At 70.7% G+C, this 25,669-nt stretch carries 24 protein-coding genes; 16 read left to right on the forward strand and 8 right to left on the reverse strand.

Features of this window, described 5'->3' with window-relative positions:
* Positions 1 to 13 precede the first annotated feature (13 nt).
* Positions 14 to 991 (reverse strand): 5-dehydro-2-deoxygluconokinase, encoded by a 978-nt coding sequence (iolC, locus tag U870_RS0105330; RefSeq protein WP_025156378.1) that lies wholly within the window; start codon positions 989 to 991, stop codon positions 14 to 16.
* A 109-nt stretch (positions 992 to 1,100) separates the two neighbouring features.
* On the opposite strand from iolC, the gene U870_RS0105335 reads away from it, so the two are divergent.
* From U870_RS0105335 to U870_RS0105365, 7 genes are all read left to right on the forward strand, one after another.
* Positions 1,101 to 1,832, forward strand: coding sequence for a GntR family transcriptional regulator (locus U870_RS0105335; protein ID WP_025156379.1), 732 nt, complete (start codon positions 1,101 to 1,103; stop codon positions 1,830 to 1,832).
* A gap of 51 nt (positions 1,833 to 1,883) precedes the next feature.
* On the forward strand, positions 1,884 to 3,128 hold the full coding sequence (locus tag U870_RS0105340; protein WP_025156380.1) for an ROK family transcriptional regulator: 1,245 nt from the start codon (positions 1,884 to 1,886) through the stop codon (positions 3,126 to 3,128).
* Between the two features lie 186 nt (positions 3,129 to 3,314).
* Positions 3,315 to 4,655, forward strand: coding sequence for an ABC transporter substrate-binding protein (locus tag U870_RS0105345; protein WP_025156381.1), 1,341 nt, complete (start codon positions 3,315 to 3,317; stop codon positions 4,653 to 4,655).
* Positions 4,656 to 4,662: 7 nt separating this feature from the next.
* Complete coding sequence (locus U870_RS0105350; RefSeq protein ID WP_025156382.1) at positions 4,663 to 5,616, forward strand: carbohydrate ABC transporter permease; 954 nt, start codon at positions 4,663 to 4,665, stop codon at positions 5,614 to 5,616.
* Positions 5,613 to 6,470, forward strand: coding sequence for a carbohydrate ABC transporter permease (locus U870_RS0105355; RefSeq protein WP_025156383.1), 858 nt, complete (start codon positions 5,613 to 5,615; stop codon positions 6,468 to 6,470). Before U870_RS0105350 ends, U870_RS0105355 begins: the two co-directional genes overlap by 4 nt.
* 65 nt (positions 6,471 to 6,535) lie before the next feature.
* On the forward strand, positions 6,536 to 9,259 hold the full coding sequence (locus U870_RS0105360; protein ID WP_025156384.1) for a glycoside hydrolase family 38 C-terminal domain-containing protein: 2,724 nt from the start codon (positions 6,536 to 6,538) through the stop codon (positions 9,257 to 9,259).
* A 20-nt stretch (positions 9,260 to 9,279) separates the two neighbouring features.
* The gene (locus U870_RS0105365) at positions 9,280 to 12,279 is read left to right on the forward strand and encodes a glycoside hydrolase family 2 TIM barrel-domain containing protein (RefSeq protein WP_025156385.1); all 3,000 of its coding nucleotides are present in this window, start codon (positions 9,280 to 9,282) and stop codon (positions 12,277 to 12,279) included.
* Between the two features lie 39 nt (positions 12,280 to 12,318).
* Here the strand turns inward: U870_RS0105365 and U870_RS23975 are convergent, their stop codons facing one another.
* Positions 12,319 to 12,558, reverse strand: a complete 240-nt coding sequence (locus U870_RS23975) for a hypothetical protein (protein WP_025156386.1) — start codon at positions 12,556 to 12,558, stop codon at positions 12,319 to 12,321.
* A 24-nt stretch (positions 12,559 to 12,582) separates the two neighbouring features.
* Positions 12,583 to 12,720 carry a hypothetical protein gene (locus U870_RS24615; RefSeq protein WP_205288726.1) on the reverse strand — a complete coding sequence of 46 codons (138 nt, stop codon included), beginning with the start codon at positions 12,718 to 12,720 and terminating at the stop codon, positions 12,583 to 12,585.
* 196 nt (positions 12,721 to 12,916) lie between these two features.
* Between U870_RS24615 and U870_RS0105380 the strand changes: the two genes are divergently transcribed.
* From U870_RS0105380 to U870_RS0105390, 3 genes are all read left to right on the forward strand, one after another.
* Entirely contained in the window at positions 12,917 to 13,354 is a 438-nt protein-coding gene (locus tag U870_RS0105380; RefSeq protein ID WP_025156387.1) for a VOC family protein, read from the forward strand.
* 5 nt (positions 13,355 to 13,359) lie between these two features.
* Positions 13,360 to 14,001: a winged helix-turn-helix transcriptional regulator gene (locus U870_RS0105385; protein WP_025156388.1), complete on the forward strand. Its 642-nt coding sequence runs from the start codon at positions 13,360 to 13,362 to the stop codon at positions 13,999 to 14,001.
* Between the two features lie 85 nt (positions 14,002 to 14,086).
* Complete coding sequence (locus tag U870_RS0105390) at positions 14,087 to 14,980, forward strand: DUF5996 family protein (protein WP_025156389.1); 894 nt, start codon at positions 14,087 to 14,089, stop codon at positions 14,978 to 14,980.
* Between the two features lie 99 nt (positions 14,981 to 15,079).
* On the opposite strand, the gene U870_RS0105395 is transcribed toward U870_RS0105390, so the two are convergent.
* Positions 15,080 to 16,105 carry an aldo/keto reductase gene (locus U870_RS0105395; RefSeq protein WP_025156390.1) on the reverse strand — a complete coding sequence of 342 codons (1,026 nt, stop codon included), beginning with the start codon at positions 16,103 to 16,105 and terminating at the stop codon, positions 15,080 to 15,082.
* Positions 16,106 to 16,275: 170 nt separating this feature from the next.
* On the opposite strand from U870_RS0105395, the gene U870_RS0105400 reads away from it, so the two are divergent.
* Positions 16,276 to 16,854, forward strand: a complete 579-nt coding sequence (locus U870_RS0105400; protein WP_025156391.1) for a TetR/AcrR family transcriptional regulator — start codon at positions 16,276 to 16,278, stop codon at positions 16,852 to 16,854.
* A gap of 35 nt (positions 16,855 to 16,889) precedes the next feature.
* Here the strand turns inward: U870_RS0105400 and U870_RS0105405 are convergent, their stop codons facing one another.
* Together U870_RS0105405 and U870_RS0105410 are read right to left on the reverse strand one after the other, a co-directional pair.
* Positions 16,890 to 17,498: an AAA family ATPase gene (locus U870_RS0105405; RefSeq protein ID WP_025156392.1), complete on the reverse strand. Its 609-nt coding sequence runs from the start codon at positions 17,496 to 17,498 to the stop codon at positions 16,890 to 16,892.
* A gap of 19 nt (positions 17,499 to 17,517) precedes the next feature.
* Positions 17,518 to 18,135 (reverse strand): TetR/AcrR family transcriptional regulator, encoded by a 618-nt coding sequence (locus U870_RS0105410; RefSeq protein ID WP_025156393.1) that lies wholly within the window; start codon positions 18,133 to 18,135, stop codon positions 17,518 to 17,520.
* 119 nt (positions 18,136 to 18,254) lie between these two features.
* On the opposite strand from U870_RS0105410, the gene U870_RS0105415 reads away from it, so the two are divergent.
* The 5 genes from U870_RS0105415 to U870_RS0105435 are packed head-to-tail and all read left to right on the forward strand — an operon-like array spanning position 18,255 to position 23,577.
* On the forward strand, positions 18,255 to 19,589 hold the full coding sequence (locus U870_RS0105415) for an MFS transporter (RefSeq protein ID WP_052357546.1): 1,335 nt from the start codon (positions 18,255 to 18,257) through the stop codon (positions 19,587 to 19,589).
* Positions 19,590 to 19,627: 38 nt separating this feature from the next.
* Positions 19,628 to 20,572, forward strand: coding sequence for a sugar phosphate isomerase/epimerase family protein (locus U870_RS0105420; protein ID WP_025156395.1), 945 nt, complete (start codon positions 19,628 to 19,630; stop codon positions 20,570 to 20,572).
* On the forward strand, positions 20,569 to 22,116 hold the full coding sequence (locus U870_RS0105425; RefSeq protein WP_025156396.1) for a GMC oxidoreductase: 1,548 nt from the start codon (positions 20,569 to 20,571) through the stop codon (positions 22,114 to 22,116). The genes U870_RS0105420 and U870_RS0105425 overlap by 4 nt, the downstream gene beginning before the upstream one ends.
* Before the next feature lie 43 nt (positions 22,117 to 22,159).
* The gene (locus U870_RS0105430; RefSeq protein WP_025156397.1) at positions 22,160 to 22,600 is read left to right on the forward strand and encodes a MerR family transcriptional regulator; all 441 of its coding nucleotides are present in this window, start codon (positions 22,160 to 22,162) and stop codon (positions 22,598 to 22,600) included.
* Complete coding sequence (locus U870_RS0105435; protein WP_025156398.1) at positions 22,597 to 23,577, forward strand: NAD-dependent epimerase/dehydratase family protein; 981 nt, start codon at positions 22,597 to 22,599, stop codon at positions 23,575 to 23,577. Before U870_RS0105430 ends, U870_RS0105435 begins: the two co-directional genes overlap by 4 nt.
* An 18-nt stretch (positions 23,578 to 23,595) precedes the next feature.
* Here U870_RS0105435 and U870_RS0105440 read toward each other — a convergent pair whose 3' ends face one another.
* Complete coding sequence (locus U870_RS0105440; RefSeq protein ID WP_025156399.1) at positions 23,596 to 24,438, reverse strand: alpha/beta hydrolase; 843 nt, start codon at positions 24,436 to 24,438, stop codon at positions 23,596 to 23,598.
* A 151-nt stretch (positions 24,439 to 24,589) separates the two neighbouring features.
* Positions 24,590 to 25,420, reverse strand: a complete 831-nt coding sequence (locus tag U870_RS0105445) for a tyrosine-protein phosphatase (protein ID WP_025156400.1) — start codon at positions 25,418 to 25,420, stop codon at positions 24,590 to 24,592.
* Positions 25,421 to 25,669: the final 249 nt, after the last annotated feature.

Raw genomic sequence — 25,669 nt, forward strand, 5'->3', positions numbered from 1 at the left:
AGGATGCCCACCCTCACGCCCCCGTGCCGATCGCGGCGAGTGCGGCGTCGACCTCGGCGGTCGTCGGCATCGCGGTCGAGCACTCGCGGCGCGAGGCGACGATGGCGCCCGCGACGTTGGCGAAGCGGAGCAGGCGCTCCAGGCCCCAGCCTTCGAGCAACCCGTGGCAGAGCGCGCCGCCGAAGCCGTCGCCGGCGCCGAGGCCGTTCACGACCTCCACGGCGAAGGGGGGCACCTCGGCGAACTCGTCGCGCGTCTTGGCGAGCACCCCGCGGGGGCCCTGCTTGACGATGGCCAGTTCGACGCCGCGCTCGAGCAGGGCGTCGGCCGCCCGGAGCGGTTCGGTCTCGCCGACGGCGACCGCGCACTCCTCCCGGTTGCCGACCGCCACCGTCACGTGCTCCAGGGCGCGGGCCACCTGGGCGCTCGCCTCGGCCTCCGACGCCCAGAACATGGGCCGGTAGTCGAGGTCGAGCACGGTGTGCTCGGTGCGGCCGCGCGCTTCGAGCGCGGCGAAGTGGGTCGAGCGGCTGGGCTCCTGGCTGAGGCCGGTCACCGTCGCCCAGAGGATGCGTGCGCCGGCGACCAGGTCGTCGGGGAGGTCGCCCGGCTCGATGTCGAGGTCCGGCGCCTTGGGCTCGCGGTAGAAGTAGAGCGGGAAGTCGTCGGGAGGGAAGATCTCGCAGAACGTGATCGGCGTCTTGTAGTCGGGGTCGACGCCGACGGAGCGGTTGTCGACGCCGAGGCGCGCCAGCTCCGCCAGCAGGTAGCGGCCGAAGGGGTCGTCGCCGACGCGGGAGACGAGGGCGACGCGGTGGCCGTGCCGTGCGGCGGCGACCGAGACGTTGGCCGCGCTGCCGCCCAGGTACTTGCCGAACGTGGACACCTCGGCGAGACCGACGCCGTCCTGCAGCGGGTAGAGGTCCACGCCGAGCCGGCCCATCGTCAGCACGTCGACCGGTGCGTCCGTCGCATCACTTGCACGATCCATGTTCTGACAATAACACAACCGAAGAAACGACGGTCGGCCACGTATTATTGACGGGACAAAGGGGGAGACCATCGCCACCACGACGACCGAGACGGTCTGGCCGGACCACGTGTTCGCCGACCTCGACCGCTCGGGACCGATCCCGCTCTACTTCCAGGTCTCGACCCGGCTCGAAGAGGCGATCCGCTCGGGCCTCATCCCGGCCGGCAGCCGGCTCGAGAACGAGATCGCGATCGGGCACCGCCTCGGCCTGTCCCGGCCCACCATCCGCCGCGCCATCCAGGAGCTCGTCGATCGCGGATTGCTCGTGCGGCGCCGCGGCATCGGTACTCAGGTCGTGCAATCGGCCTCGGTCACTCGTCAGGTCGCGCTGACCAGCCTCTACGAGGACCTCGCCAGCACCAACCACACCCCCGGCACCCAGATCCTGCTGCACGAGATCGTGCCGGCGGGCGAGGAGGTCGCCGGCCGGCTCGGGGTCGAACCGGGGGCGCCCGTGCTCCGGCTGCGCCGGCGCCGCACGACGGACGGCGTCCCGGTCGCGGTGCTCGAGAACCACCTGCCGAGCCAGTTCAGTGACATCACCGTGGCCCAGCTCGAAGAGCGCGGTCTCTATCAGGTGCTGCGGGCGCGCGGCGTGAGCATCCAGGTCGCCAATCAGCGGATCGGCGCCCGGCGTGCGCTGCTGGACGAGCCGGAGCTGCTCGACATCCCCGATGGCAGCCCGGTCCTGACGATGGAGCGCGTCGCGTTCGACGACGCGGGCCGCGTGATCGAGTACGGCGAGCACTGCTACCGCCCGGACATGTACTCGTTCGAGACCACGCTCGTCGCCAAGTAGCCGAGCCGCCTTGGCTAGGCTTCTTGCGGAATACCGCGAATGGGAGGCCGGATGGTGGAGCGTACGGGGACGAACCTCCCCGCCGTCGGCGAATACAACCAGGCGGTCGTCCTGGACGCGATCCGCCGCCGACCGGAGGGGATCACGCGCGCCGAGGTCGCGGGACTGACGGCGCTCAGCGGCATGACGGTGACGAACGTCTGCCGCCGCCTCCTGGAGGCCGGGCTCATCGAGGAGCACGGCACCCGCATCGCGGGACCGGGCAAGCCGGCGGCCGTGCTGAAGCTCAATCCGGGCGGGGGCTTCGCCGTCGGGGTGCACATCGATCCGGCGGCCGTCACGTACGTGCTGGTCGACCTCGCCGGCTCCGTGCGCGACCATGCGCTCACCGGCACGCCGACGGCCGGCGACCCGAGCGCCGTGATCCGGGAGATGGCGGAGGCCATCGAGGATCTGATCGCGGCCTCGACGGTCGACCGCTCGCGCATCCTCGGCATCGGGATCGCGTCGCCCGGCCCCATCAACGTCGACGACGGCGTCGTGCTCAACCCGCCGATGATGCCGAACTGGCATCTCGTGCCGCTGCGTCGCGCGCTCGGCGAGGCGACGGGTCTGCCGGTGCTGATCGAGAAGGACACGACGGCGGCCGTGGTCGCGGAGCTCTGGTTCGCCGAGCCGGGCCGGAGCCGTGACTTCGCGTTCATGTACTACGGCACCGGCCTCGGCACCGGGCTCTCCGTGTCCGGGGAGGTCGTGCGCGGGATCACCTCCAACGCCGGCGACGCCGGCCACATCACGGTGGACCCCACCGGCCCGGTGTGCACGTGCGGGCGTCGCGGATGCGTCGGCTACATCACCGTCCCGCGCGCCCTGGTGGAGCGCGCCGTGCTCGACGGGGTCCTCTCGCCGGCCGAGGCGGGCGATCCCGACGACCTCGCCCAGGTCGAGAAGGCGTTCGCGCGGCTCGCGGTGCTGGGGGCGGCGGGCGACGAGCGCGTCGCCGTCATCCTCCAGGACACCGCCCGGGCGCTCGCGCGCTCCATCGTGGTCATCGTGAACCTGCTCGACATCGACGAGGTGATCTTCGGCGGACCGTTCTGGTCTCCGATCGCCGCCGCGATCCTGGCGGTGCTTCCGGAGGCGGTGCGGACCGATCCCGCGCTCATCGCCGAGCACCCGGTGCGGTTCGTCGAGTCGCCCATCCCGGTCGACGTCGCGGCCGTCGGAGCGGCGACCCTGGTGCTCGACAACACGTTCTCGCCGCGCCCCTCGTCGCTGCTGCTGTCCGCCGACTGAGCGCTCGCTGACGGTTCCCACATCCTGTTGCGAGCAATTAGAAAATATGATTTGCTAATCCAGCTCGACCCGGCAGCCAACCGAGAGTCGCGCCTCGCATCCATTCCCGACGAAGGCAGCACCCCCTCTGCCTCCTTGTCAAAGTCGACCCGTCTCGCAGAGAAGCCAGACGACCGGAAGGAAAAAATGAGCAACACGAAGACACGCGTCCGCGCCGCGGGCGTCGTCGCCGCCGCGGTGACCAGCATCCTGGTGCTCGCCGGCTGCTCCAGCGCCGCCCCGGCCGACAGCTCGGCCGCCGGCTCGTGCGAGCCGTCGAAGGGCAAGGTCACCATCCAGTACTGGAACACGGTCCCGGGCATGGACGAGGTCGTGGCCCTCTGGAACAAGAAGAACCCCGACATCCAGGTCCAGACCAAGAACATCTCCAGCGACCAGTACGGCACCATCGGCAACGCCCTCAAGGCGGGCAAGGCACCGGAGCTCGCCCAGGTCGGCTACGACGAGCTGCCCGACCTGCGCACGCAGGACGCCTTCGTCGACGCCTCCGCCTGCACGGCCGCCGTCGACGCGAAGTCGAAGTTCGTGCCGTGGACCTGGTCGCAGTCCAGCTTCGCCGGCACCGGTGTGTTCGCGTTCCCGCAGGACACCGGCCCGATGGCGCTCTTCGTCCGCAGCGACATCTTCCAGCAGCACGGCCTCGAGATCCCGAAGACGTGGGACGAGTACGCGGCCGACGCGCAGAAGCTGCACGACGCCGACCCCAGCCTGACCATGACGTTCTTCGACCCGAACAACGCCGAGTGGTTCAACGGCCTGCTCTGGCAGAACGGCGCCGACATGTACTCCTACGCCGGGGACAAGTGGCACGTCTCGGTCGACAACGACAAGAGCAAGCAGGTCGCCGAGTACTGGCAGAAGCTGATCGACGCGAAGCTCGTGCGCACCGACCTGGCGAACGGCTCGACCCCGATGTACGCGGCCTACCAGCAGAACCAGATCGCCAGCTACGTGGGCGCCGCCTGGGGCTACAGCATGTTCCGCGACAACCTGCCGGACCAGGCGGGCAAGTGGAGCATCGTCCCGATGCCGACCTGGGGCTCCAGCCCGGCGTCCGGCGACTGGGGCGGGTCGACCGTCGCCTTCATGAAGGGCAACAAGCACCTGTACGAGTCGGTCAAGTTCAACGAGTGGCTGACCACCGACCCCGAGGCCCTGGCCCTGGAGAACAAGCTCGGCGGCCTCTACCCGGCGGCGCTCGCCGGGTCGAAGCTCCCCGCGCTCTCGGAGGGCGTGCCCTACTACAACAACGAGAAGATCTTCGACGTCTTCGCGGACTCCTCCAAGAACATCGACACGAGCTTCACCTGGGGCCCCACGCAGAAGACGGTCAACGTCGCACTGCAGGACTCGATGGCGAAGGCCGCCGCAGGCAGCGGGACCCTGACCGACGCCCTCGAGGCGGCCCAGGCCGCCGCGCTGAAGTCGATGAAGGATCAGGCGATCCCGGCGACGGCGGGCAACTGATCCGCGCATGACCGCCACCGCGACCCGCGCACCACGCGCGACCCGCGCGATGACTCCGGCCGGAGGCCGCCACCGCACAGGCGGCGGCCCCCGGGCCGGCACCATCGTCGCCTTCCTCCTCCCGTTCTTCCTGCCGTTCGTGCTCTTCTACCTGGTGCCGGTCTGCTACGCGATCTGGCAGAGCTTCCTGGTGGTGCGGCGCAGCGGCGGCCAGTACGGCGTCGCCTACACGACCTTCGGCGGGTTCGAGCAGTACGCCCAGGTGTTCCAGAACACCGAGTTCTGGGCGAGCATCGGCCGGATCGGGCTCTTCGGCATCGTCCAGGTGCCGGTCATGCTGTTCGTCGCGCTCATCATGGCGCTGCTGCTGGACACGCCGCTGCTGAAGCTGAAGTCGTTCTTCCGCATCTCGGCCTTCATGCCGTACGCGGTGCCCGGCGTCATCGCGGCCATCATGTGGTCGTTCCTCTACTCCCCGCAGCTGAGCCCGATCGTCGACGTGCTGAAGGCCATCGGCCTGCAGCCCGACTTCCTCGGACCGGGTGCGATCCTCTGGTCCACGGCGAACGTCTCCACCTGGCTGTGGACCGGCTACAACATGCTCATCATGTTCTCGGCCCTGCAGTCGATCCCGCAGGAGCTCTACGAGGCGGCGAAGCTCGATGGCGCGTCCAATTGGGCGATCGCCTGGCAGATCAAGGTCCCGATCATCGCCCCCTCGATCATCCTGACCACCGTCTTCTCGATCATCGGGACGCTCCAGCTGTTCGCCGAGCCCGCCGTGCTGCGGCAGATCTCGTCGAACATCTCGAGCACCTTCACCCCGAACATGCTCGCCTACGCGGTCGCGTCCGGGAACAACTACCAGCAGGCCGCGGCGATCTCCGTCGTCATCGCCCTGATCACCTTCGTGCTGAGCTTCGGCTTCATGCGCCTGACGTCGAAGAGGGCCGGCCTGTGAGCACGCAGCGCGTCCACCGCGAGAGCCTGTTGAGCCGCACCGGGGCGATGGCCCTGATGTTCCTGCTGGCCATCTACTTCCTGCTCCCGGTCTACTTCCTCATCGTCGCGTCGACCAAGCCACAGGGCGACCTCGCCTCGACCTTCGGGCTCTGGTTCTCGCACTTCAACCTGTTCGAGAACCTGAACACGCTCTTCAGCCGCAGCAACGGGATCTTCGCGCAGTGGGCGCTGAACAGCGTCATCTACGCCGTGCTCGGCGCGGCCGTCGGCACCCTCATCTCGGCGCTCTGCGGCTACGCTCTGGCGAAGTTCCGGTTCCGGGGGCGGGAGTTCCTCTTCTCCGTGATCCTCGGCGGGGTGCTGGTGCCGACCACGGCCCTGGCGCTGCCGCTGTTCCTCCTCTTCTCGGCGACCGGGATCGTGAACACCTACCTGGCCGTCTTCCTGCCGAGCATCGTCAGCCCGTTCGGGGTCTACCTCGCCCGGATCTTCACCTCCGCAGCGGTGCCCGAAGAGCTCCTCGAGTCGGCCCGCCTCGACGGCGCGGGGGAGTTCCGCACCTTCTTCTCGGTCGCGTTCAAGCTGATGACCCCGTCGCTGGTGACGATCTTCCTCTTCCAGTTCGTCGGGATCTGGAACAACTTCTTCCTCCCGATGGTGATGCTGCAGAAGGAGTCGCTCTTCCCGATCACGCTCGGGCTCTTCGAGTGGAACGGCCAGACGGCGCGCGTCTCGCTGCTGCAGGGGTCGGTCATCACCGGCTCGCTCGTCTCGATCATCCCGGTGATCATCCTCTTCATCCTCCTCCAGCGGTTCTGGCGCACCGGCCTCGCTGCCGGCTCGCTCAAGTGACGCGCTGAGCGTCACCTCGCCCGTCCGAACCGCCCCTCTCGACCGACAGAAGGTATTCCCCCTCCATGCAGAACTCCGCCGTCTTCGTCCCCCACTTCCACTGGGACCGTGAGTGGTACGAGCCGTTCCAGGTGTTCCGGCACCGGCTGGTGACCGCCCTCGACACCGTGCTGACGACGGCCGAGGCGGACCCCGACTTCCGGTTCACGGTCGACGGCCAGATGGCCGCCATCGAGGACTACCTGGAGATGCGGCCGGAGAATCGCGACCGGGTGCGGGCGCTGGTGGCGAACGGACAGCTCGCCATCGGGCCGTGGCTGATCCTGCTCGACGAGTTCCTGTGCTCGGGCGAGACCATCGTGCGCAATCTGCAGATGGGATGGGCGGCGGCGAAAGCGCTCGGCGGCTCGATGCCCATCGGCTACCTGCCCGACATGTTCGGGCACGTGGCCCAGATGCCGCAGATCCTCTCGCGGGCCGGCATCGAGCACGCCGCGCTCTGGCGCGGAGTGCCGGGGAGCATCGACGGCCACGCGTTCCTCTGGCGCGCACCCGACGGCTCCGAGGTGCGCACGGAGTTCCTGTTCGACGGCTACGACAACGGCCTCGACGTCCTGCTCGTGCCCGACCAGATCGGGCGGGCGCTCGCCGACTATGCCGACATGACGGCCGAGCGGTGGGGAGGCGATCCGGTGCTCGCGATGGCGGGGACCGACCACAACGCCCCGGACCCGCGGCTCGCGGACTGGCTGCGTCGCGCCTCCAGCGACGAGCGGGCCATCGTCATCGCGACGCTCGACGAGTACATCCGCCGGCATGTCACGGACGAGGTCTCCGGCGTCGTCGAGGGCGAGCTGCGCAGCCACGTGCGCGGCAACATCCTGCCCGGAGTGCTGTCGGTGCGGCTGGCGCTCAAGCAGCGGATGGCGCAGGCGGAACGCACGATCGCGCAGGCGGAGCGCGCCGGTGCCCTGTGGTCGCAGCGGGACGACGCGCCGTTCCTCGCGCTGGCGTGGCACAAGGTGATCGAGTCGACCGCGCACGACTCCGTCGTCGGTTCCGGCACGGACGAGACGTCGGACCAGGTCGAGGCCCGCCTGGCCGAGGCCGCCCAGGCGGCCCGTGCGGTGCGCGACGCCGCACTCGCGGAGCCGGCGGCCGTCGTCCCGAGCGACGCGCTGCTCGTGGCGAACACCCTGCCCGTCCCGCGCTCCACGGTCATCGAGGTCGACGTCGTCGCGCCGCCCGTCGGCGCGGTGCTCGGAGCGGTCACGGATGACGCCGTCGTCCGTCCCGTGCAGCTCACCTCCGAGGCACCGACCGTGCTCAGCGACGAGACGATGGATGCGTCCCAGCTGGAGCGTGTGCTGCGGCGGATCCACCGCCGCGAGCTGTTCGGCCGCCTGATCGATCACTACGAGCTGACCGCCGGATCGCTCGTGTTCCACCTGGCGGAGGTGCCGGCGACCGCCGAGTTCGACCTGCTCGTGCTCCGCAAGGAGGTCGCCGCCGCGGCCGCCGCGCACCCGGGCGCGTGGCGGGTCCTGACGCTGGAGGAGGCCCGGGCGACCGCCCTCGTCGCCGTCGACGTCCCCGCCTCCGGGCTCACGGCCGTGCGGCTGGAGGCGCTCGCCCCGGCCGACCTCCCCGCACCCGCACACCCCGCCACCGCGGAGGGCCGCACCGTCGCGAACGGCCTCGTCTCTGCGACGGTGACCGCCGACGGCACGCTCGACCTCACCGGCACCGACGGTACGGTGCTGCGCGGCGTCGGACGCCTGGTGGACGGCGGCGATCGCGGCGACAGCTACAACTACGCTCCGCCGGCCGACGACCGTCTGATCGATGCGCCGACCGCTGTCTCCGTCGAGGAGCTGGAATCCGGCCCGCTGCGCGCCCGCCTCCGGGTGACCCGCCGCTACGACTGGCCGGAGGCGCTGACGGCGGATCGCGACGTGCGGTCGGCCGCGGAGGTGCCGACCGAGGTGGAGACGGTGGTTGAGGTCCGGGTCGGCGAGCCGTTCGTGCGCATCGCCACCTCGTTCCTCAACCGCTCGGCCGATCACCGCGTGCGGTTCCACGTGCCGCTTCCCGAGCCCGTGTCGTCGTCGGCGTCGGCCGGTCAGTTCTCGGTCACCGAGCGCGGCCTCACGGCCGAGGGCGGTTGGGGCGAGTTTCCCATCCCGACCTTCCCCGCCGGCGAGTTCGTCTCCGCCGGCCCGGCCACCGTGCTGGTGGACCACACGACCGAGTACGAGCTGGTCGACGGCGGCTCCGAGCTCGCCCTGACCGTGCTGCGGGCGATCGGCTCGATCAGTGTCAACATCCATCCGCTCCGCGACGAGCCCGCTGCCAGCGAGATCGCGGCGCCCGGGGCGCAGGACCTGGGAGTGCGGATCGAGAACCGCATCGCGATCGTCCCGTCCGCGGGCGGGTGGCGGTCCGCCTCCGCCGTCGCTCTCGCCGACGCCTTCCGCACCGACGTGCTCGTGGTGCGCGGCACCGCTCCGGCGGGGGCGCCGCTCCCGGCCGCAGTTGCCGGGCTCGCGGTAGACGGTGACGACGTGCAGGTGACCAGCGTCCGCCGCGTGACCGTGGAGGGACGCCCGGGCACCGAGGTCCGTCTCGTCGCCCTCTCCGACACGGGCGCCGCCGTGCGCGTCACCGGCGGGTTCGTCGAGGCGGTGCACGTCGACCTGCTCGGCCGCCCGATGTCGACCCAGCCGGCCCCAGGCGCGCTCGAGTTCGCTCTGGGCGCGTGGGAGATCCGGACCCTCGTCCTCCGCTGACCCCCGTCGAAAGCAGAACCGTGCTTACTCCCGCCTACCTCTCCGACACCGCACCCGGCCGGGGTGCGCGCCGCCCGGCCCGCTCCTGGCTGCACAGTGATGCCCCGGCCCTGTCGTTGAACGGGGCCTGGCGGTTCCGGCTGTCTCCGACCGCCGCGCTCGACGATGACGTCGCCGAGCCGACGTTCGACGACAGCGGCTGGGACGAGCTCCCCGTCCCCGCGCATTGGGTGCTGGAGGGCGACGGTGCCTACGGCCGGCCGATCTACACGAATGTGCAGTATCCGTTCCCGATCGATCCGCCGTATGTGCCCGACGAGAATCCGACCGGGGACTACCGGCGCACGTTCGAGCTCGCGGCGGACTGGCCGGAGGGTGCGCGGACCGTGTTGCGGTTCGACGGGGTGGAGTCGCTGTACCGGGTGTGGCTGAACGGGGTCGAGGTCGGTATCGCGACCGGCAGCCGGCTGGCGCAGGAGTTCGACGTCACCACCCTGGTGCGGCCCGGGACCAATCACCTCGCGGTGCGAGTGCACCAGTGGTCGCCGGGCAGCTACCTGGAGGATCAGGACCAGTGGTGGCTGCCGGGCATCTTCCGCGACGTGACACTCCTCGCCCGCCCGGCCGATGGCGTGGATGATGTGTGGGTGCGCACCGGGTGGGCAGCCGGTCACGGCTGGATCGACCCGGAGGTGGTCGCCGACGCGACCGCGTTCCCGCTCACGTTGCGGATCCCCGCCCTCGGTGTGGAGACGGTATGGGACGGGCCCGGTGACATCGGACGCGTCGAGGTGGGTGCGGTGGAGGCGTGGAGCGCGGAACTCCCGCACCTCTACGACGTCACCGTGGCCTCCCAGGGTGAGACGGTTTCCCTGCGTGTCGGGTTCCGCACCGTCGAGATCCGCGGCGACCGGTTCCTGGTCAACGGGGAACGCGTCGTCTTCCACGGGATGAACCGGCACGAAGCCCACCCCGTGCACGGCCGCGTCTTCGACGAAGCCCACGCCCGCGAAGACCTGGCCCGGATGAAGCGGTTCAACGTCAACGCCATCCGCACCAGCCACTACCCACCCCACCCCCGCCTGCTCGACCTCGCCGACGAACTCGGCTTCTGGGTCATCCTCGAATGCGACCTGGAGACCCACGGATTCGAGTCCATCAGCCCCGAGCGCGGCGGTCGCCGGACGACCCCGAGCGACGACCCGGCCTGGCGCGACGCCTACCTCGACCGGATCGAACGGACCGTCGAGCGCGACAAGAACCACCCCAGCATCGTCATGTGGTCCCTCGGCAACGAAGCCGGCACGGGCTCCAACCTCGCCGCGATGTCGGCCTGGGTGCACGCCCGCGACCCCGAGCGTCCGGTGCACTACGAGGGCGACCATGCCGGGGAGTACACCGACGTCTACTCCCGGATGTACCCGGACATCGCCGAGACGACGGCGATCGGCACAGACGGTTCGACCGTCGCGCTGTTCGGCGCGACGCCCGCGCAAGGGGCGCGCCAGCGCACCAAGCCGTTCGTCCTGTGCGAGTATGCGCACGCCATGGGCAACGGCCCCGGCGCCCTCGACCAGTACGAAGCGCTCACCCGGACCCACCCGCGACTGCACGGCGGGTTCGTCTGGGAATGGCGCGACCACGGCATCCTGACCCGAACCCCGGACGGCACCCCGTTCCACGCCTACGGCGGCGACTTCGGCGAAGTCGTCCACGACGGCAACTTCGTCATGGACGGCATGGTGCTCTCCGACGACACCCCGATGCCGAGCCTGCACGAGTTCGCGGCGGTGGTCCAGCCGATCGCGTTCGCGTTCGACGGGAGCGCCATCGACATCGAGAACCGGCGGCACTCCGCCGACACGTCCGACCTGCGGTTCGACTGGCGGGTGGAGCACGACGGCGACCCGGTCGCGTCGGGCACGCTCGACGTCCCGGTCATCGCACCCGGTGGCAGGGCCCGGGTGCTTCTCCCGGCGATCGAGGCCGCGGGCGAGGCCGAGACGTGGCTCACGGTGGAGGCCGTCCTCGCGCACGCGACGAGCTGGGCGGCCGAGGGGCACCCGGTGGCCCGTGCGCAGGCCGACCGCTCACGACGTCCCGCCCGTGTGCCCGCCCGCACGGTGCCCGCGCGGACCACCGGCTGGGTGCCGTCCCGCGGGACGGCGGGACTCGGCCCGGCCGATTTCGTCGACGGAGAGCTGGTGACGCTCGCCGGCCGGGCCGCCGTCGGACCGGCGCTCCTGCTGTTCCGTGCCCCGACGGACAACGACCGCGGTGCCTCGGCGGAGGTCGACGGGAGCGACGCCAGCATTCCGGGAGTCTCGAACGCGGAGCTCTGGCGAGCCCAGGGCCTCGACCGGCTCACCCGGCGGATGGTCTCGGTCGAGGAGGCGCCGGGCGCGCTGCGCATTCGCGCCCGCTGGGCGGCCGCGGACTCCGCGCTCTCGGTCGCCGTCGAGACGGTCTGGGTCCGGACCGGCGACGACCTCGAGCTGCGGGTCTCCATCGAGCCCTCGCGCGGGTGGCGCACCGTCGTCCCGCGGATCGGCGTCCGCTTCTCCTTCGCCGACGACGGCGGGAGCGCGGTGGACGGCATGGACTGGTTCGGTCTCGGACCGCTCGAGTCCTACCCCGACAGCACCCACGCGGCCCGGGTGGGACGGTTCTCTGCGGGCATCGATGAGCTGAGCGTCCCGTACGCGCGGCCCCAGGAGACCGGTCACCGGTCGTCGGTCCGTACGGCGACGCTCACCAGCGGGGGAAAACCGTTCCTCACCCTGGAGACCCGGCCGGAGCCGGACGGCCGGCGACCCGGGTTCACCCTCGCCCGGCACACCCCGCAGGAGATCGCGCCCGCCGGTCACCCGTACGAGCTGCCCGCATCGACCCAGAGCCACCTGATCGTGGACGCCGCCCAGCACGGTCTCGGATCCCGCGCCTGCGGCCCGGATGTCTGGCCGGCGTTCGCGCTGCGCCCGCGCGCCGCGACGATCTCCCTGCGGCTTCGGCGGTCCTGACCGACGGCTCGCGCCGGCCGCGTGCGCCGGAGCCGTCGCTCAGTCGTCGAGCAGTTCCGCCGTCGACACGACCGTCGCGAACTCACCGTGGAGGTTCGTGGCGGTCACCGCCGCGAGCGTCTCGGCGGAATGCCGTCGCCAGTGCGCCAACAGTGCGGCGATGTTGGTCTCGCAGCGCGGGTTGTCGCCGCGACCCCAGAAGGCCGCGTCGTCGAAGCCCTTCTGTACGTCCACGATGACGAGGGCGGGGCGGTCGAGGCGCGATCCGTGTCCGGGCATGCCCCGACCGTATCGCCGATCCGGTCAGCCCGGCTCCTCCTCGGCCTCCACCGTCTCGTCGGCGTCGATCCCGCTGTCGTCGGTCTCGGTCGCCTCGACCGCCTCCTCCGCTTCGGCGCGGGCCTCGGCCTCGGCGGCCCGTTCGCGTTTCTCCCGGCTCATCTCGTCTCCCGTCGTCGCTGGTCGGCGGCCCCCGCGACGACGCGGCCGCGGATGCCTCAGCTGCAGCGTACGACCGGCGGAGGTCGACGGCGCGGACGTTCGGTACGATCGGGTCTTGACGACCTACTTGTTTTTTGCAAGTATCGGTCTCGACAGCGATCCACACCATCGAAACAATCCGTCGAAGGAGACCACGATGTCCGCGATGTTCGTCAACCTGCCGGTGACCGACCTGGAGCGCGCGAAGGCGTTCTACACGGCCCTCGGCTTCACCATCAACCCGCAGTTCACCGACCACAACGCCGCCTGCGTCGTCGTGGAGGAGGACCACAACTACTTCATGATCCTGGTGCGCGAGTTCTTCCAGACCTTCACCGACCTGCCGATCGGCGACCCGGCGGTCAACCCGTCCGTCTCGACGGCGATCTTCGTCGATTCGCGCGAGGCGGTCGACAAGGCGGTCGCCGACGGTGTCGCCGCGGGCGGCACCGAGCCCCGCGAGGCCGCGGACTACGGCTTCATGTACCAGCGTCAGCTGGCCGACCCGGACGGCAACCTGCTCGAATTCGGCTGGATGGACCCGGTCGCCGCCCAGCAGGGACCCGAGGCCTACGCGAACCAGCAGCAGGCCTGAGGTCCATGGCCGCACGCGACTACGGGCAGTACTGCGGGGTCACACGAGCCCTGGAGCTGGTGGGCGAACGCTGGGCGCTGCTCATCATCCGCGACCTGCTCGTCGGGCCGCGCCGCTACGGCGAGCTCGCCGCGGGGCTCCCGCGCATCCCGAGCAACATCCTGGCGGCGCGGCTCAAGGAGCTGCAGGAGGCCGGCATCATCCGCCGCGCGCCCCGCTCGCGGGTGATCGTCTACGAGCTGACGCCCTACGGTCGCGAGCTCGAGCCGGTCGTGCTCGCGCTCGGCACCTGGGGGTTCAAGGCGATGGGGGAGCCGCGCGAGGAGCAGGTGATCACCCCGGACTCGATGACGATGGCGCTGCGCACCGCTTTCCGGCCGCAGGTCGCGGCCGACCTGCCGGCCACGGCGTACGCCGCCCGGCTCGGGCCCGCCGAACTGCTCATCCGGGTGCAGGGGCCCACCCTGGCGGTCGTGCGCGGCGACGGCCCGGCCGATCTCGCCTTCTCCGCGGGCCCGGACATCCGCCGGCTCATCTCGGGCGAGCTCCCGCCGGACCGCGCGATCGCGACGGGTGTGGTCGAGGTGCTGAGCGGTCCAGGCGACCTGCTCGACCGGTTCGCCAGCACCTTCCACCTGGCCGCTTGAGCGCGACGGCGGATCGGGACTCCCTCTGCACGCCCGCATCCGCCAGACTGGGCGCGACACCCACCGATCGTGAGCGGAGGCCGCAATGGGAGACCGTGCCGGAACCTGGCCGGCCCTCGACGTCGAGGCCTGGACCCCCACCCGGGACACGCTGCACCTCTGGCTGCAGATCATCGGGAAGCTGCGGATGGTCGGCTCGCCGTTCGTCAACCACTGGTGGCATGTCACGCTCTCGCTGAGCGCGCGGGGGCTCGCGACGGGTCCGATCCCGCTGGACGGTCTCGTCCTCGACATCGAGTTCGACTTCGTCGATCACCGGCTCGTGCTGCGGACCAGCGAGGGGGGCCGCGAGGAGATCCCGCTGCGCCCGATCACCGTCGCCGCGTTCCACCGCCTGACGTTCGCCGCGCTCGGACGCCTGGGCGTCGACCTCGAGATCCACCCGACGCCGAACGAGGTCGACCCGGCCATCCCGTTCCCGGACGACGAGGAGCACCGCAGCTACGATCCGGCCCAGGCGCACGCGTTCTGGCAGCAGTTGATCCGAGCCGACGGCGTGCTGCGCCGGCTGCGCTCCGAGTTCCGCGGCAAGGCGAGTCCGGTCCACCTGTTCTGGGGCGCGCTCGACATCGCGACGACCCGGTTCTCCGGACGGCCGGCGCCGGTGCATCCGGGCGGCGTGCCCAACTGCCCCGATCGTGTCATGATCGAGGGCTACTGCGACGAGATCAGCAGCTCGGGGTTCTGGCCGGGCGGCGGCCGCGAGGGTGCCTTCTACTCGTATGCCTACCCCGAGCCCGACGGGTACGCCGAGACGCCCGTGCCGCCGGGCGCATCGTACGATCCGGCCCTGGGCGAGTTCGTGCTGCCCTACGAGACCGTCCGCACGTCGAGCGACCCGTCGGGGCTGGCGCTGGAGTTCTTGCGCGCCACATCGGCGGCCGCGGCGCGACTCGCGGGATGGCCGGCGATCGGGTGACGGAGCGGCGGAGGCGTCGGGACCTCCTCCGGGTGGAGAGCGTCCGCCGCCCGGCCGTCCGCCGCCCCCGCCGCCCCGCCGGATGACCCGTCGTCCGCCCTATTGCGCCGAGCGCTCCGCCGCCGGCCGCCGGCGCAGGGATGCGTCGCCGACCTCCGGACCGCGGTAGACCATGTCCATCGCACCGATGCTCTCGCCGGGCGGGACGATCGCGTCGATGCGGTCGAGGAGCTCGTCCGACAGCGAGACGTCCATCCCGGCCAGGGTGTCCTCCAACTGCTCCATCGTGCGAGGGCCGGCGATGGCGGAGGTGACACCCGGGTGCGCGATGACGAAGGCCATCGCCAGGTGGGTGAGCTTCACCCCGGCCTCGTCGGCGAGGGCGACCAGCTGCTCCACGGCGGCGAGGCGCCGCTCGTCGCGGAAATGACGCATGCCGGTCCGGGTGGAGCGGAAGTTGTCGTTCTCCTGACCCGCGCGGTAGCGGCCGGTCAGCGTACCCCCGGCGAGCGGGCTGTAGACGAGCGTCCCCATGCCGTAGCGCTGGGCGACGGGCAGGATCTCGCGCTCGATCTCCCGGTCGAGGAGGGAGTAGTTGGGCTGCTCGGTGCGGAACCGCTCGAAGCCGCGGCGCTCCGACATCCACTGGGCCTCGACGATCTCCGAGCCGCGCATGGACGAACTGCCGATGGCGCGGACCTTGCCCTGGCGCACCAGGTCGGTGAGGGCGGAGAGCGTTTCGTCGATGTCGGCCTCGGTGTCGGGGCGGTGCAGCTGGTAGAGGTCGATGTGGTCGGTCTGGAGGCGGCGGAGCGAGCGTTCGACGGCCTGCATGATCCAGCGGCGGGAGGCGCCGCGGTGGGTGATGTCGTCGTCGACCGGCCCCCAGAACTTGGTGGCCAGCACCACGTCGTCGCGGCGTCCCTTCAGTGCCTCGCCGACGACCTCCTCCGAGTCGCCGTAGCGGTCGGCGGTATCGATGACGTTGATACCGGCGTCGAGCGCGCGGTGGATGATGCGGATGCCGTCGGCCCGTTCGGGGTTGCCGAGCGACCCCAGCATCATCGCGCCGAGGGCGTACGGGGTGACCTGGATGCCGGTGCGGCCGAGGGTTCGATACTGCATGCTGTCTGCTCCTGAACGGATCGGGATCGCGGCACCGGGGAGGCCGGGGTGTCGTATGATCGATGAATCGGAACAATGCTCCGGTTGGGTGATCACTCTAACCGGAACCATGTTCCGCTTACAAGCCGACTGTACTCGCGCCGCGTCCCGCGCGCCAGAGGGAGCCCCGCATGACCGACTCCGCCGTCCGCCCCCGGCGGGCCGACGCGCGGCAGAACGTCGCGTCCCTCGTCGAGGCGGCGAAGGCGGTGTTCGCCGAGTCCGGCGTCGACGCCCCAGTGCGCGCGATCGCCGAGCGGGCCGGCGTCGGCGTCGGGACGCTGTACCGGCACTTCCCGCTGCGCTCGGACCTGATCTCGGCGGTGTTCCGCCGCGAGATCGACGCCTGCGCCGACGCGGCGCCGGAGATCGAGGCGGCCTTCCCCCCGGGCGAGGCGCTCGACCGGTGGATCATGCGGTACACCCAGTTCGTGGCGACGAAACGCGGTCTCGCCTCCGCCCTGCACTCGGGCGATCCCGCCTACGAGCCGCTGGCGGAGTACTTCTCGACCCACCTCGCACCGACTCTCGAGCGGCTGCTCGCGGCGGCGACGGCATCCGGCGACGTCGTGCAGCACGTGGACGCGTCGGAGTTCCTGGGCGCCGTCGCCAACCTGTGTCACGGGGGAGGCCCGTCGGCCACCGCGACGACGCCGCGCGCGGAGCGGATGGTGCGGCTGCTGCTCGCTGGGCTGCGGACGGCGGACTAGGTCCCTCGGGACCGCGCTCCGTCTGGTCGTCGGCCTCAGGCGGCGCGGATGTGCTGTAAGCCGACCCGAAGGCGACGGAGCTGGAAGCGCCAGGGGCTGAGCCGGGGAGCCGTGACGACCAGGCCGGCGTGGTCGGCGATCCACTCCACCACCTCGTCGGTCGTGCGGTGGTCGGTAAGCACGTGCGTGGCGTAGCGGTCGCCGGCGAGAGCGGCGACGCAGCGGTCGATCTGCTGCACGGCCCACGTCTCACGTCGGAGCCCCGTGTGGAGGAACGCGATCCGGGTGCTCAATCGGCGGCGCAGGGTCTCGGGGGACGCGAGCAGCGCGTAGTGCCGCACATCGACTCCGCGTGATCGCAGGCCCCCGATGATCTCGTCGAAGTAGTCGTCCCGCACGATCGTCATCGGCACGAGCACCGGACCGCGATGCGCCGCGTCGGCCTGCTCCAGGGTGTCGACGACCGCCGACCGCCACTGAGGGAGATCCTGGAAGTCGAGGCGCGCCTCTGTGGGCAGGGTGTGCTGGAGGGCGAAGCCCAGCAGTTCCGGGTCGGCGACGTGCGCGTCCGTCAGCCGGCGCCGGAGCTCGAAGGCGGTGTGGGTCTTGCCGGCCCCGAAGGCGCCGTTGATCCAGATCAGCACGGTCGGAGCCGCCTCGCCGTCAGGCCACGCTCTTCGGGCGGCTCGCGGTTTTCGATGCCGGGAAGACCACGCCGGTCGCGTCGAGGCCGCGCAGCACGTCGTCGAGGACGTCCGCGCGGGAAGCGGTGTGGTCGCCCGCCCACCAGCGTTCGGCGACGATCTCGAAGATCGTGATGGCGCTGCGGGCGGTCATCATCACCTGGAGGTCGTCCTCGGGGAGGCCCATCCGGACGCCGAGCTCCTTCTCGAGCTCGCTGCGGGACTGCATGAAGACATCCCACAGGCGAGCGCGAGGAACGGGCGAGACATCGATGACATGGCGCAACTCGGCGAAGCGTGGGGTGTCGTCGAAGGACTCGATCGTGGCGAGCAGCGTTGCGGCGAGCGCCTCGGCCACGGGCTCGCCGGCTGGGCGCTCTCGGAGGGCGTCGCCCAGTTGCAACGACTCCGTCAGGCGACCCAGGAGGAGCAGGTCCTTACTCGGGAAGTAGCGGTACAGCGTGGAGGGGGCGATATCGGCGCTCTCGGCGATCTGCTCCATGGTCGTCTCGTCGTAGCCCTGCGACAGGAAGAGCTCTGCAGCGGCGTCCAGGATCTGGCCCCGCGTGCGCGCCGCCTTCTTCTCCCTCAGTCCCATGCGCCCAGGATACCGCGAGAAATCACAGTTGACACCATATGGAAGTCTCTACATACTGAGAGCCACTCCGATATTGGAGAGACACCCAAACGACATCACGTCACACAGAGGAGTGTGGAATGTCCCGACCGGCCGACATCGACGTCGCCCTGGAAACACCCGGCCCCGCGGCCACCCCGTTGCCGCGCCTGATCGCTGCGATTCTCACCTCGAACATGGGCGCCCTGATCGCCCTGCTCACCCCGCTGCAGCTCCTGCTCACCCTGCACCTCACCCGCATCGCCGGTCCCGGCGCCGCGGCCGCCTTCGGCCTCGTCACCGGGTTCGGTGCCCTGTTCGCTCTGGTCGCCAACCCGTTGGCCGGCCGCATCAGCGACCGCACAGCTGCGCGTTTCGGCCGCCGTCGCACGTGGATCCTCACGGGCGGCGTGGCCGGATCGCTGGTGGTCGCCTCCCTCGCCTTCACGACCGAGGTCTGGCAGGTCGCAGTGGTCTGGTGCATCACGCAGACCCTGTTCAACTTCCAGCAGGCCGCGACCAGCGCGCTGCTGGCCGACCAGGTTCCTCCGCTTCGGCGGGGAACGGTCTCGGGATTCGTCGGCCTCGCCGCGGCCGCCGGGCCGCTCCTCGGCCTGACCGCCGTGAGCGCGATCTCCGACCCGGTCGCGCAGTGGGTGGTCCTCGGCGTGATCGCCCTGATCCTCGCCGTCGTGGCCGTGATCCTGCTGCGCGACCCGCAGCACACGCGAGAGCCCCACCAGGCCGGGCTCAACCTGGTCGAGCTGGCCAAGTCGTTCTGGCTGAACCCGTGGCGGCATCCCGCGTTCGGTTGGGCGTGGGCGGTGCGATTCCTCATCACCTGCGCCTACGCGAGCGGGACGTACAACGCGTTCTTCCTCATCCAGCGTTTCGGGGTGGCGGAGGCGGACGTCGCCGCGATCGTGCTCGGCCTGTCCTTGCTGTCCGTCGCCCTCCTGGCCGTCACGAGCGTAATCGCGGGACTCGTCTCCGACCGCCTCCGGCGTCAGAAGCCGTTCGTGGTCGCCGCGGGGGTACTGGCCGCCGCCGGGCTCGCGGGGATGGCCTTCGCGCCCGACATCGGCTTCGTCTTCGTGGCCACCGCCGCCATCGGCGTCGGCACAGGCCTGTTCTTCTCGATCGACAGCGCCCTCTGCGTCCGCGTGCTGCCGAGCAGTGAGAACGCAGGAAAGGACTTCGCGATCATCAACATGGCCAACACCCTGCCGCAATCATTCGTCCCCTTCGTCGCTCCGTTCCTCCTCGGGCTCGGCGGCTACACCACGCTGTATCTGGTGCTGGCCGTGCTGGGCCTGATCGGCGCCGCCTTCGTCCTCCGTCTGCCCGAGCTCGGCCGGGAAGGCGACCCCCGTTGGGCCGTCATCACTCGCGGAGAACCGGGTCCCGTCACCACCGCCGACACGTCCGTCGTCTGATCAACCGCCACCCCGCAACTCCGAGGAGCACCATCGAAATGAACACCCTGTCCGTCTCCACCTACAGCGTGCGCGAGCAGCTCGGGCCTGTCGACTTCACGTTCGTCGACCCGTCCGGACGCGACGTGCACATCTCGTTCCCCTTCACCAAGGAGCTCGACCTCTCCGACTTCCCCGGCCGTGCCAAGAGTACGTTCGGGGTCGGTGCGATCGAGACCGTCGCGTTCCAGTTCGCCGGGGTGGACGATCCCGAGCTCGACCGGTTCGCCGCCGCGCTGAGTGAGAACGGCGTCACACTGCTGAACGCCGCCATCGACGCCGGCGACTTGCTCGAGGCCGACCCGGCGAAGCGAGCCGCGGGCATCGTTGAGATACAACGCTGGATCGACCGGTTCGCAGCGATGGGCGCGACGTACGTGCGCGTCAACCCGGGTTCGCCGATGGTGCAGCACAGCGGCGACGACCTCCCCGACCACCTGGTCGAGGCGCTCCGCCGGCTCGGTGCGTACGCGACCGAGCGCGGATCGCGTCTGCTCGTCGAGAACCACGGCGGCCCGAGCAGCGACCCCGTGTGGATGAACCGGCTGCTCGACGCCGTCGGGCACGAACACCTCGGTCTGCTACTCGACCTCGGAAACTTCGACGCCCTGATGCTCCCGACGATGGCATTGCTGTTCGGCGGGCCGGACGGCGCGCAGGTCTCGCCGGAGGACATCTTCGCCGGCCTCGACCTCACTTCCCTCTACCAGGGCATCGAGGCGCTCGCCCCCCGCGCCGAACTCGTGCATGTCAAGGCGCATGCCGTCGGCGACGACGGAGTCGTCGGCCCGGTCGACCTCAACCGTGCGCTCGGGATCCTCGCCGCGCACGGCTACAGCGGCGCGCTGACCGTCGAGTATGAGGGGACCGGCGGCGATCCGTGGGCCAAGAGCGCCCGCGTGCTCCAGGTGGCCGCCGCCGCGGCTGCGGAGGTCGCCCGATGAGCGCTCGCGAGATCGAGACCGTCGACGTCCTCATCGTCGGGTCGGGCCCGGCCGGCTCGACGTACGCCCGCACGATCGGCGACGCGGTACCCGACGCCCGCATCCTGATGGTGGAGGTCGGGCCCGCGGTCCCCGGCACGCGCGGCGACCACACTCAGAATCTGGACGAGGCCGAGCGTCTCGCCGTCCAACTGCTCACACAGGGCCCCGACGCCGGCATCGAGCGCGCCGCCGCGCTCTCCGATATCGCACCCGGCATCGATCCCAGCCTGGAGTTCCGACAGACGATCCTCCCCGGCCTGTTCTTCGCGGACCCGCGCCCGACCCTCGCTGAGGGCGATGTGGGCCTGCCGGCCGCGAGCATGTCGAGCGGCGTCGGCGGGATGGGGATCCACTGGGGCACGTCGTGCCCGCGTCCGCACCAGTCGGAGCGCATCCCCTTCCTCCCAGGAGGCGACCTGGACGACGCGCTCGCCCACGCGGAGCAGCTGCTCGGGGTGACGACGCCACCAGGCGGCGGCAGCGGCTTGCTCCGCGCGCTGAAGGAGGCGATCGCTGCCGAATTCGACGGGCCCGGCCTCACCCCGACGGCATACATGCCGACCGCGACCCACTGGGACGGAGAGAAACTGCGCTTCTCCGGCACCGGCGTCATCCTGGGTGACCTGGAGGCCACCGTGCCCGGTTTCGAGCTGCGCTCCGAGACGCTGCTGCGGCGGGTGCTCATCGAGGACGGCACCGCGGTCGGCGCCGAACTGGAGGACCGCGCCTCGGGTGACCGAACCGAGGTGCGGGCCCGCTACGTCGTCGTCTGCGCCGACGGTCTGCGCACCCCGCAGGTGCTGTTCGCCTCCGGTGTCCGGCCACCGGCGCTCGGGCACCACCTCAACGAGCACTATCAGATGGCGACGATGGTGGCGCTGAGCGACGAGTTCGAGCCGTCCCGGTACCCGGTGGATGCGGGTTCGATCGGCTCGGTACTCGTTCCGTTCTCCGATGCCCGGCCCATGCAGGGCGGGATCATCTCCCTCGCCGGATCGGCCTACAAACTCCCTGGCATGGAGGACGCGGCAACCGCGCGCCTCGGCGTGCTCGCCTGGTACGCCGCCAAGGACATCCAATTCCGGGATGCCGTGGAGTTCAGCGAGACCGCGACGGACTTCTACGGGATGCCGAAGATGACCATCCACTACTCCCGCACCGAGAAGGATCTGGCGACGATCGAGCAGATGCGGCAGAACTCGGTGCGCAGTGCGGGCCGCATCGGCACACTTCTGGAGCAGCCGGAGCTCGCGGCCGGCGGGTCATCGCTGCACTATCAGGGCACCGTGCGTATGGGCGCCGTCGATGACGGCACATCCGTCTGCGACCCGTGGTTGCGCGTCTGGGGCATCGAGAACCTGTTCGTCGGCGGCAACGGCGTCATCCCGACCGCGACCGCGGCGAACCCGACGCTCACAACGGTCGCCCTCGCGTGGCGCGCGGCATCGCGGCTCGCGCGTGAACTGCAGGACGTGGAGGTCGCGGAGGAGGCGAGCTCCTGACGGGGCTTGACCTCAAGCGCTTGAGGTCTGTTCTGATGGACCCATGATCACATTGGCCATCCAGGAGGTCTCCCGGCAGAGCGGGCTCAGCGAGCCGACGCTGCGGTACTACGAGGAGGTCGGCCTGCTCGGGCCGATCGCGCGCGACGAGAGCAGCGGGCACCGGCGCTATCGCGAGAGCGATCTCGACGAGGCGCAGGTGCTCGCCTGCCTGCGGGCCATGGGCATCGGCATCGACGACATGCGCACCTACCAGCTCAACCGTCGGCGAGGCCGAGCCGCGGCGGGGGAGCAGCGGGACATCCTGCTGCGCCACGTCGACCGGGTGGAGGAGCAGATCGCCACGCTGCGGGTGCACCTCGACTACCTGCGCGTGAAGTCCGCGCTCTGGGACGCCCGTGATCACGACGATGCCGCGGCGGAGGCTGCGGCGCACGCCGAGCTCGAATCCATCCTTCCCCGACTCGAGGAGACGTTCCGATGACCACGACACCCACCATCCTCATCACCGGCGGCACCGGCTACCTCGCCACCCGGCTCATCGCCGACGTGCTCGCCACGGGCGCCGACGTGCGCACCAGCGTGCGCTCCCTCGACCGGGAGGGGGAGGTGCGCGAGGCCGTCCGCCGGGCGGGCGTCGACGATGCCGGCCTTTCGTTCGTCGCCGCGTCGCTCACCGGCGAAGACGGCTGGAACGAGGCCCTCGCCGGCATCACGGACGTCTATCACGTCGCCTCTCCGATGATCCAGACGGCGGATCCGGACGAGGTCGTCGTCCCCGCCCGCGACGGGGCGCTGCGCGTGCTGCGCGCCGCCCGCGACGCCGGCGCGCGCCGTGTCGTGCTGACATCGTCCTTCGCCGCGGTCGGCTACTCGCCGAAGCCGGTGCGGGACTACGACGAGTCCGACTGGACCGAACCGGCGACGCCCGGGCTCCCGGCCTACCCGCTGTCCAAAGCGGTGGCCGAACGCGCCGCCTGGGACTTCGTCGAACGAGAGGGCGGCGATCTCGAACTCGTCGCCATCAACCCGACCTGGATCGCCGGCCCCACGCTGACCGCATCCGCCCGATCGTCCCTGCAGGTCTTCACCGGGATGCTCGACGGCACGATGGCCGCGGTCCCCCGGCAGCGGTTCGGGATCGCGGACGTGCGCGATGTCTCCGCGGCGCACCGCGCGGCGATGTCCACCCCGGAGGCGGCAGGCGAACGCTACCTCGTGCTCGCGGACGGACCGACCATGACCTTCCTCGACGTCGCGAACGTCCTGCGTGCCGAACTCGGCGACCTCGCCTCCCGCGTGCCGACCGGCGAGCTCCCGGGCGACGAACCGACGCCGCTCGTCATCCACAACGACCGGGCGAAAGCCGAGCTGGGCCTCCGCCCACGCCCGGTGGTGCAGACGATCGTGGAGACCGCGGAGAGCCTGCGCGATCTCGGGCTGCTCGCTCCCGCGTCCTGAGGGCCGCGCGGACGCGCTCTACGAGCTGCGCCGCTGCACGAACTCCAACGCCTCGTCCGCGACCTCCCGCCACCCCGAGTCGATGACGAGCGAGTGGCCGCGGCCCGGGACGACGACCAGCTCGGTGACGCCCGGATTCTTCTGCTGGATCTTGAACTCGTTCTCGACGACCGCCTGCGGCACGGTGTGGTCGTCGGCGCCGGCGATGAGCAGGAGCGGGCCGCGATCGTGGTTGTCGGTGACGACCTTGGTCTCCGCGAACGGGTTGAAGTTGGCCGTGGCGGCCTGGAAGATCGGCACGGCCGAGGCGGGCACGTGGAACTTCTCGTAGAGCGCCTTGCCCTCCTCCTCCGACACGGCGTTGGTCCAGCCGTAGGCGAACTGCTCGTAGGTCAGCGTCACACCGTGCTTGGTGCGGTTGAAGGTCAGCAGGGCCGGGGCCCCGGCCTTCAGCGCGGACGGCGGCAGGGCGGTCACGCCCTGGAACTGCGCCGGGTCGATCGCGACCGTGACCGCGTTCTTCGACTCACCCGCGAGCTTCTGGGCGATGAGCCCCCCGAAACTGTGCCCGATGACGACCGGCGCCTGGTCGAGTGCATCGATCGCCTCGGCGTAGTGGTCGGTGACCTGCCGCACCATCTTGCCGGCGAAGACATTCGGGTCGGCCTTGGCCTGCTCCACCGTCTCCGGGTCGTCGGGCCAGCCCGGCGCGAGCGTCGCGTAGCCCTGGTCCTCGAACAGGTCGCGCCACGGCTGCCAGCTGCTGGAGAGGAGCCAGAGGCCGTGCACGAACACGACGGGCGTGCGCCCGCCGGCGTTGGCGGCGTCGATCTCGGCGCGTTCGGTCGTGGTCAAAGACATGGTGCGACTCCGTTCGTGTAGAGGATTGGTGCGGGCGCCCGGTGAGTCGGTGCGCCTGCGCGAACGGTAGCGGCTGAGAGGGGGGTCTGGGGAGGGGGATTTCGGGAGGCGAACGGCGGCCGGCCTCGAAAGGTCGGCCGCCGCCGTCGGTTCACCCGCGGAGCGCCGTGCGCACGCCCTCCAGCTCGGCCTCGCTGAGGCCTCCGGAGCGCAGGTACCCGGCGGCGTCGCCGTGGTTCGCCTCCACCCACTCGAGGGCGGCCGTGATCGCGGAGGCGGGCGACTTCGTCGCAAGGGTCTCGAGCCGCGGGACCAGGGGGATCCCCATGCTGGTGATCAGACCCGTCAGCGCGTCGGCGAAGGCGCCGGCGAGGTTGGTCTGCGTCTGCTCGTAATCGGCCACGATCCCGTCCCGGTCGGCCCCGGCGACGGAGAGCAGGAGCGCGGCCGCGAGGCCGGTCCGGTCCTTGCCCGCGGTGCAGTGGAACAGCACACCGGGGCGCTCGGTGCCGGTCGATTCGGCCACGGCGCGCGCCACGGCGGCGAACTGGGTGGGGCTGCTGTCGAGGATGGCGACGTACAGCTCCTCCAGCGTCGGGATGCGCTCGGCCAGCTCGGCGGTCTGCTCCGGCGTGAGCCGCGACGACCCGTCGGTGGGGAGCAACTGCGCGGCGAGCTCGTCCATGGCCCCGCCCTGGACCGGAAGCTCGATCAGCCGCACCTCACCTCCGGCGGGCAGCACATCGGGCGCGCGGTGGCGCTCGCCGTCGGTGCGCAGGTCGATGACCGTTCCGATGCGCAGGTCGAGGAGGTTCTGGAGGCCGGCGTCGGTCAACGAGGCGAGCGCGTCCGACCGGAACACCCGGCCCGGTGCGACCTCCGTACCCCGCGGTGCGTCGATGCCCGCGGACGAACCGGGCAGCGCGATGCCGCCCAGATCGCGCGAGTTGTGGGTGCCGTCGATCACTGATGCGAGTTCCATGCGCTCCTCCTGGTCGGGTACCCTCCGAGGATACCGGTGCGGGTTCTCCGGCAGAAATCTCGGATGACCGGGTCTTTAATGGTCGCGTTCCGCGGATGTGACCAAAGATGTATTCACTTGGTGTTGAGCGGGTATTACTTTCATTCTGTGCGCCATCGGGGGACGGCGCTGGCGGTGGCGGGCAACGGGGGTTCCTGCCACCGCCGCCTTCGTTAACGGCCTCGACGCCTCCGGGCCCACATCGCGGGG

This window comes from Leifsonia aquatica H1aii, assembly GCF_000633535.1.
Classification (GTDB): domain Bacteria; phylum Actinomycetota; class Actinomycetes; order Actinomycetales; family Microbacteriaceae; genus Leifsonia; species Leifsonia aquatica_A.

What these genes read in the sequence shown, in the direction of transcription:
- U870_RS0105400 (WP_025156391.1), top strand. Translation starts at nt 16,276, where the DNA reads ATGACCGACTCCGCCGTCCGCCCCCGGCGGGCCGACGCGCGGCAGAAC.
- U870_RS0105340 (WP_025156380.1), top strand. Translation starts at nt 1,884, where the DNA reads ATGGTGGAGCGTACGGGGACGAACCTCCCCGCCGTCGGCGAATACAAC.
- U870_RS24615 (WP_205288726.1), bottom strand. Translation starts at nt 12,720, where the DNA reads ATGAGCCGGGAGAAACGCGAACGGGCCGCCGAGGCCGAGGCCCGCGCC.
- U870_RS0105395 (WP_025156390.1), bottom strand. Translation starts at nt 16,105, where the DNA reads ATGCAGTATCGAACCCTCGGCCGCACCGGCATCCAGGTCACCCCGTAC.
- U870_RS23975 (WP_025156386.1), bottom strand. Translation starts at nt 12,558, where the DNA reads ATGCCCGGACACGGATCGCGCCTCGACCGCCCCGCCCTCGTCATCGTG.
- U870_RS0105435 (WP_025156398.1), top strand. Translation starts at nt 22,597, where the DNA reads ATGACCACGACACCCACCATCCTCATCACCGGCGGCACCGGCTACCTC.
- U870_RS0105360 (WP_025156384.1), top strand. Translation starts at nt 6,536, where the DNA reads ATGCAGAACTCCGCCGTCTTCGTCCCCCACTTCCACTGGGACCGTGAG.
- U870_RS0105420 (WP_025156395.1), top strand. Translation starts at nt 19,628, where the DNA reads ATGAACACCCTGTCCGTCTCCACCTACAGCGTGCGCGAGCAGCTCGGG.
- U870_RS0105350 (WP_025156382.1), top strand. Translation starts at nt 4,663, where the DNA reads ATGACCGCCACCGCGACCCGCGCACCACGCGCGACCCGCGCGATGACT.
- U870_RS0105380 (WP_025156387.1), top strand. Translation starts at nt 12,917, where the DNA reads ATGTCCGCGATGTTCGTCAACCTGCCGGTGACCGACCTGGAGCGCGCG.
- U870_RS0105345 (WP_025156381.1), top strand. Translation starts at nt 3,315, where the DNA reads ATGAGCAACACGAAGACACGCGTCCGCGCCGCGGGCGTCGTCGCCGCC.
- U870_RS0105415 (WP_052357546.1), top strand. Translation starts at nt 18,255, where the DNA reads ATGTCCCGACCGGCCGACATCGACGTCGCCCTGGAAACACCCGGCCCC.
- U870_RS0105385 (WP_025156388.1), top strand. Translation starts at nt 13,360, where the DNA reads ATGGCCGCACGCGACTACGGGCAGTACTGCGGGGTCACACGAGCCCTG.
- iolC (WP_025156378.1), bottom strand. Translation starts at nt 991, where the DNA reads ATGGATCGTGCAAGTGATGCGACGGACGCACCGGTCGACGTGCTGACG.
- U870_RS0105430 (WP_025156397.1), top strand. Translation starts at nt 22,160, where the DNA reads ATGATCACATTGGCCATCCAGGAGGTCTCCCGGCAGAGCGGGCTCAGC.
- U870_RS0105445 (WP_025156400.1), bottom strand. Translation starts at nt 25,420, where the DNA reads ATGGAACTCGCATCAGTGATCGACGGCACCCACAACTCGCGCGATCTG.
- U870_RS0105440 (WP_025156399.1), bottom strand. Translation starts at nt 24,438, where the DNA reads ATGTCTTTGACCACGACCGAACGCGCCGAGATCGACGCCGCCAACGCC.
- U870_RS0105410 (WP_025156393.1), bottom strand. Translation starts at nt 18,135, where the DNA reads ATGGGACTGAGGGAGAAGAAGGCGGCGCGCACGCGGGGCCAGATCCTG.
- U870_RS0105390 (WP_025156389.1), top strand. Translation starts at nt 14,087, where the DNA reads ATGGGAGACCGTGCCGGAACCTGGCCGGCCCTCGACGTCGAGGCCTGG.
- U870_RS0105425 (WP_025156396.1), top strand. Translation starts at nt 20,569, where the DNA reads ATGAGCGCTCGCGAGATCGAGACCGTCGACGTCCTCATCGTCGGGTCG.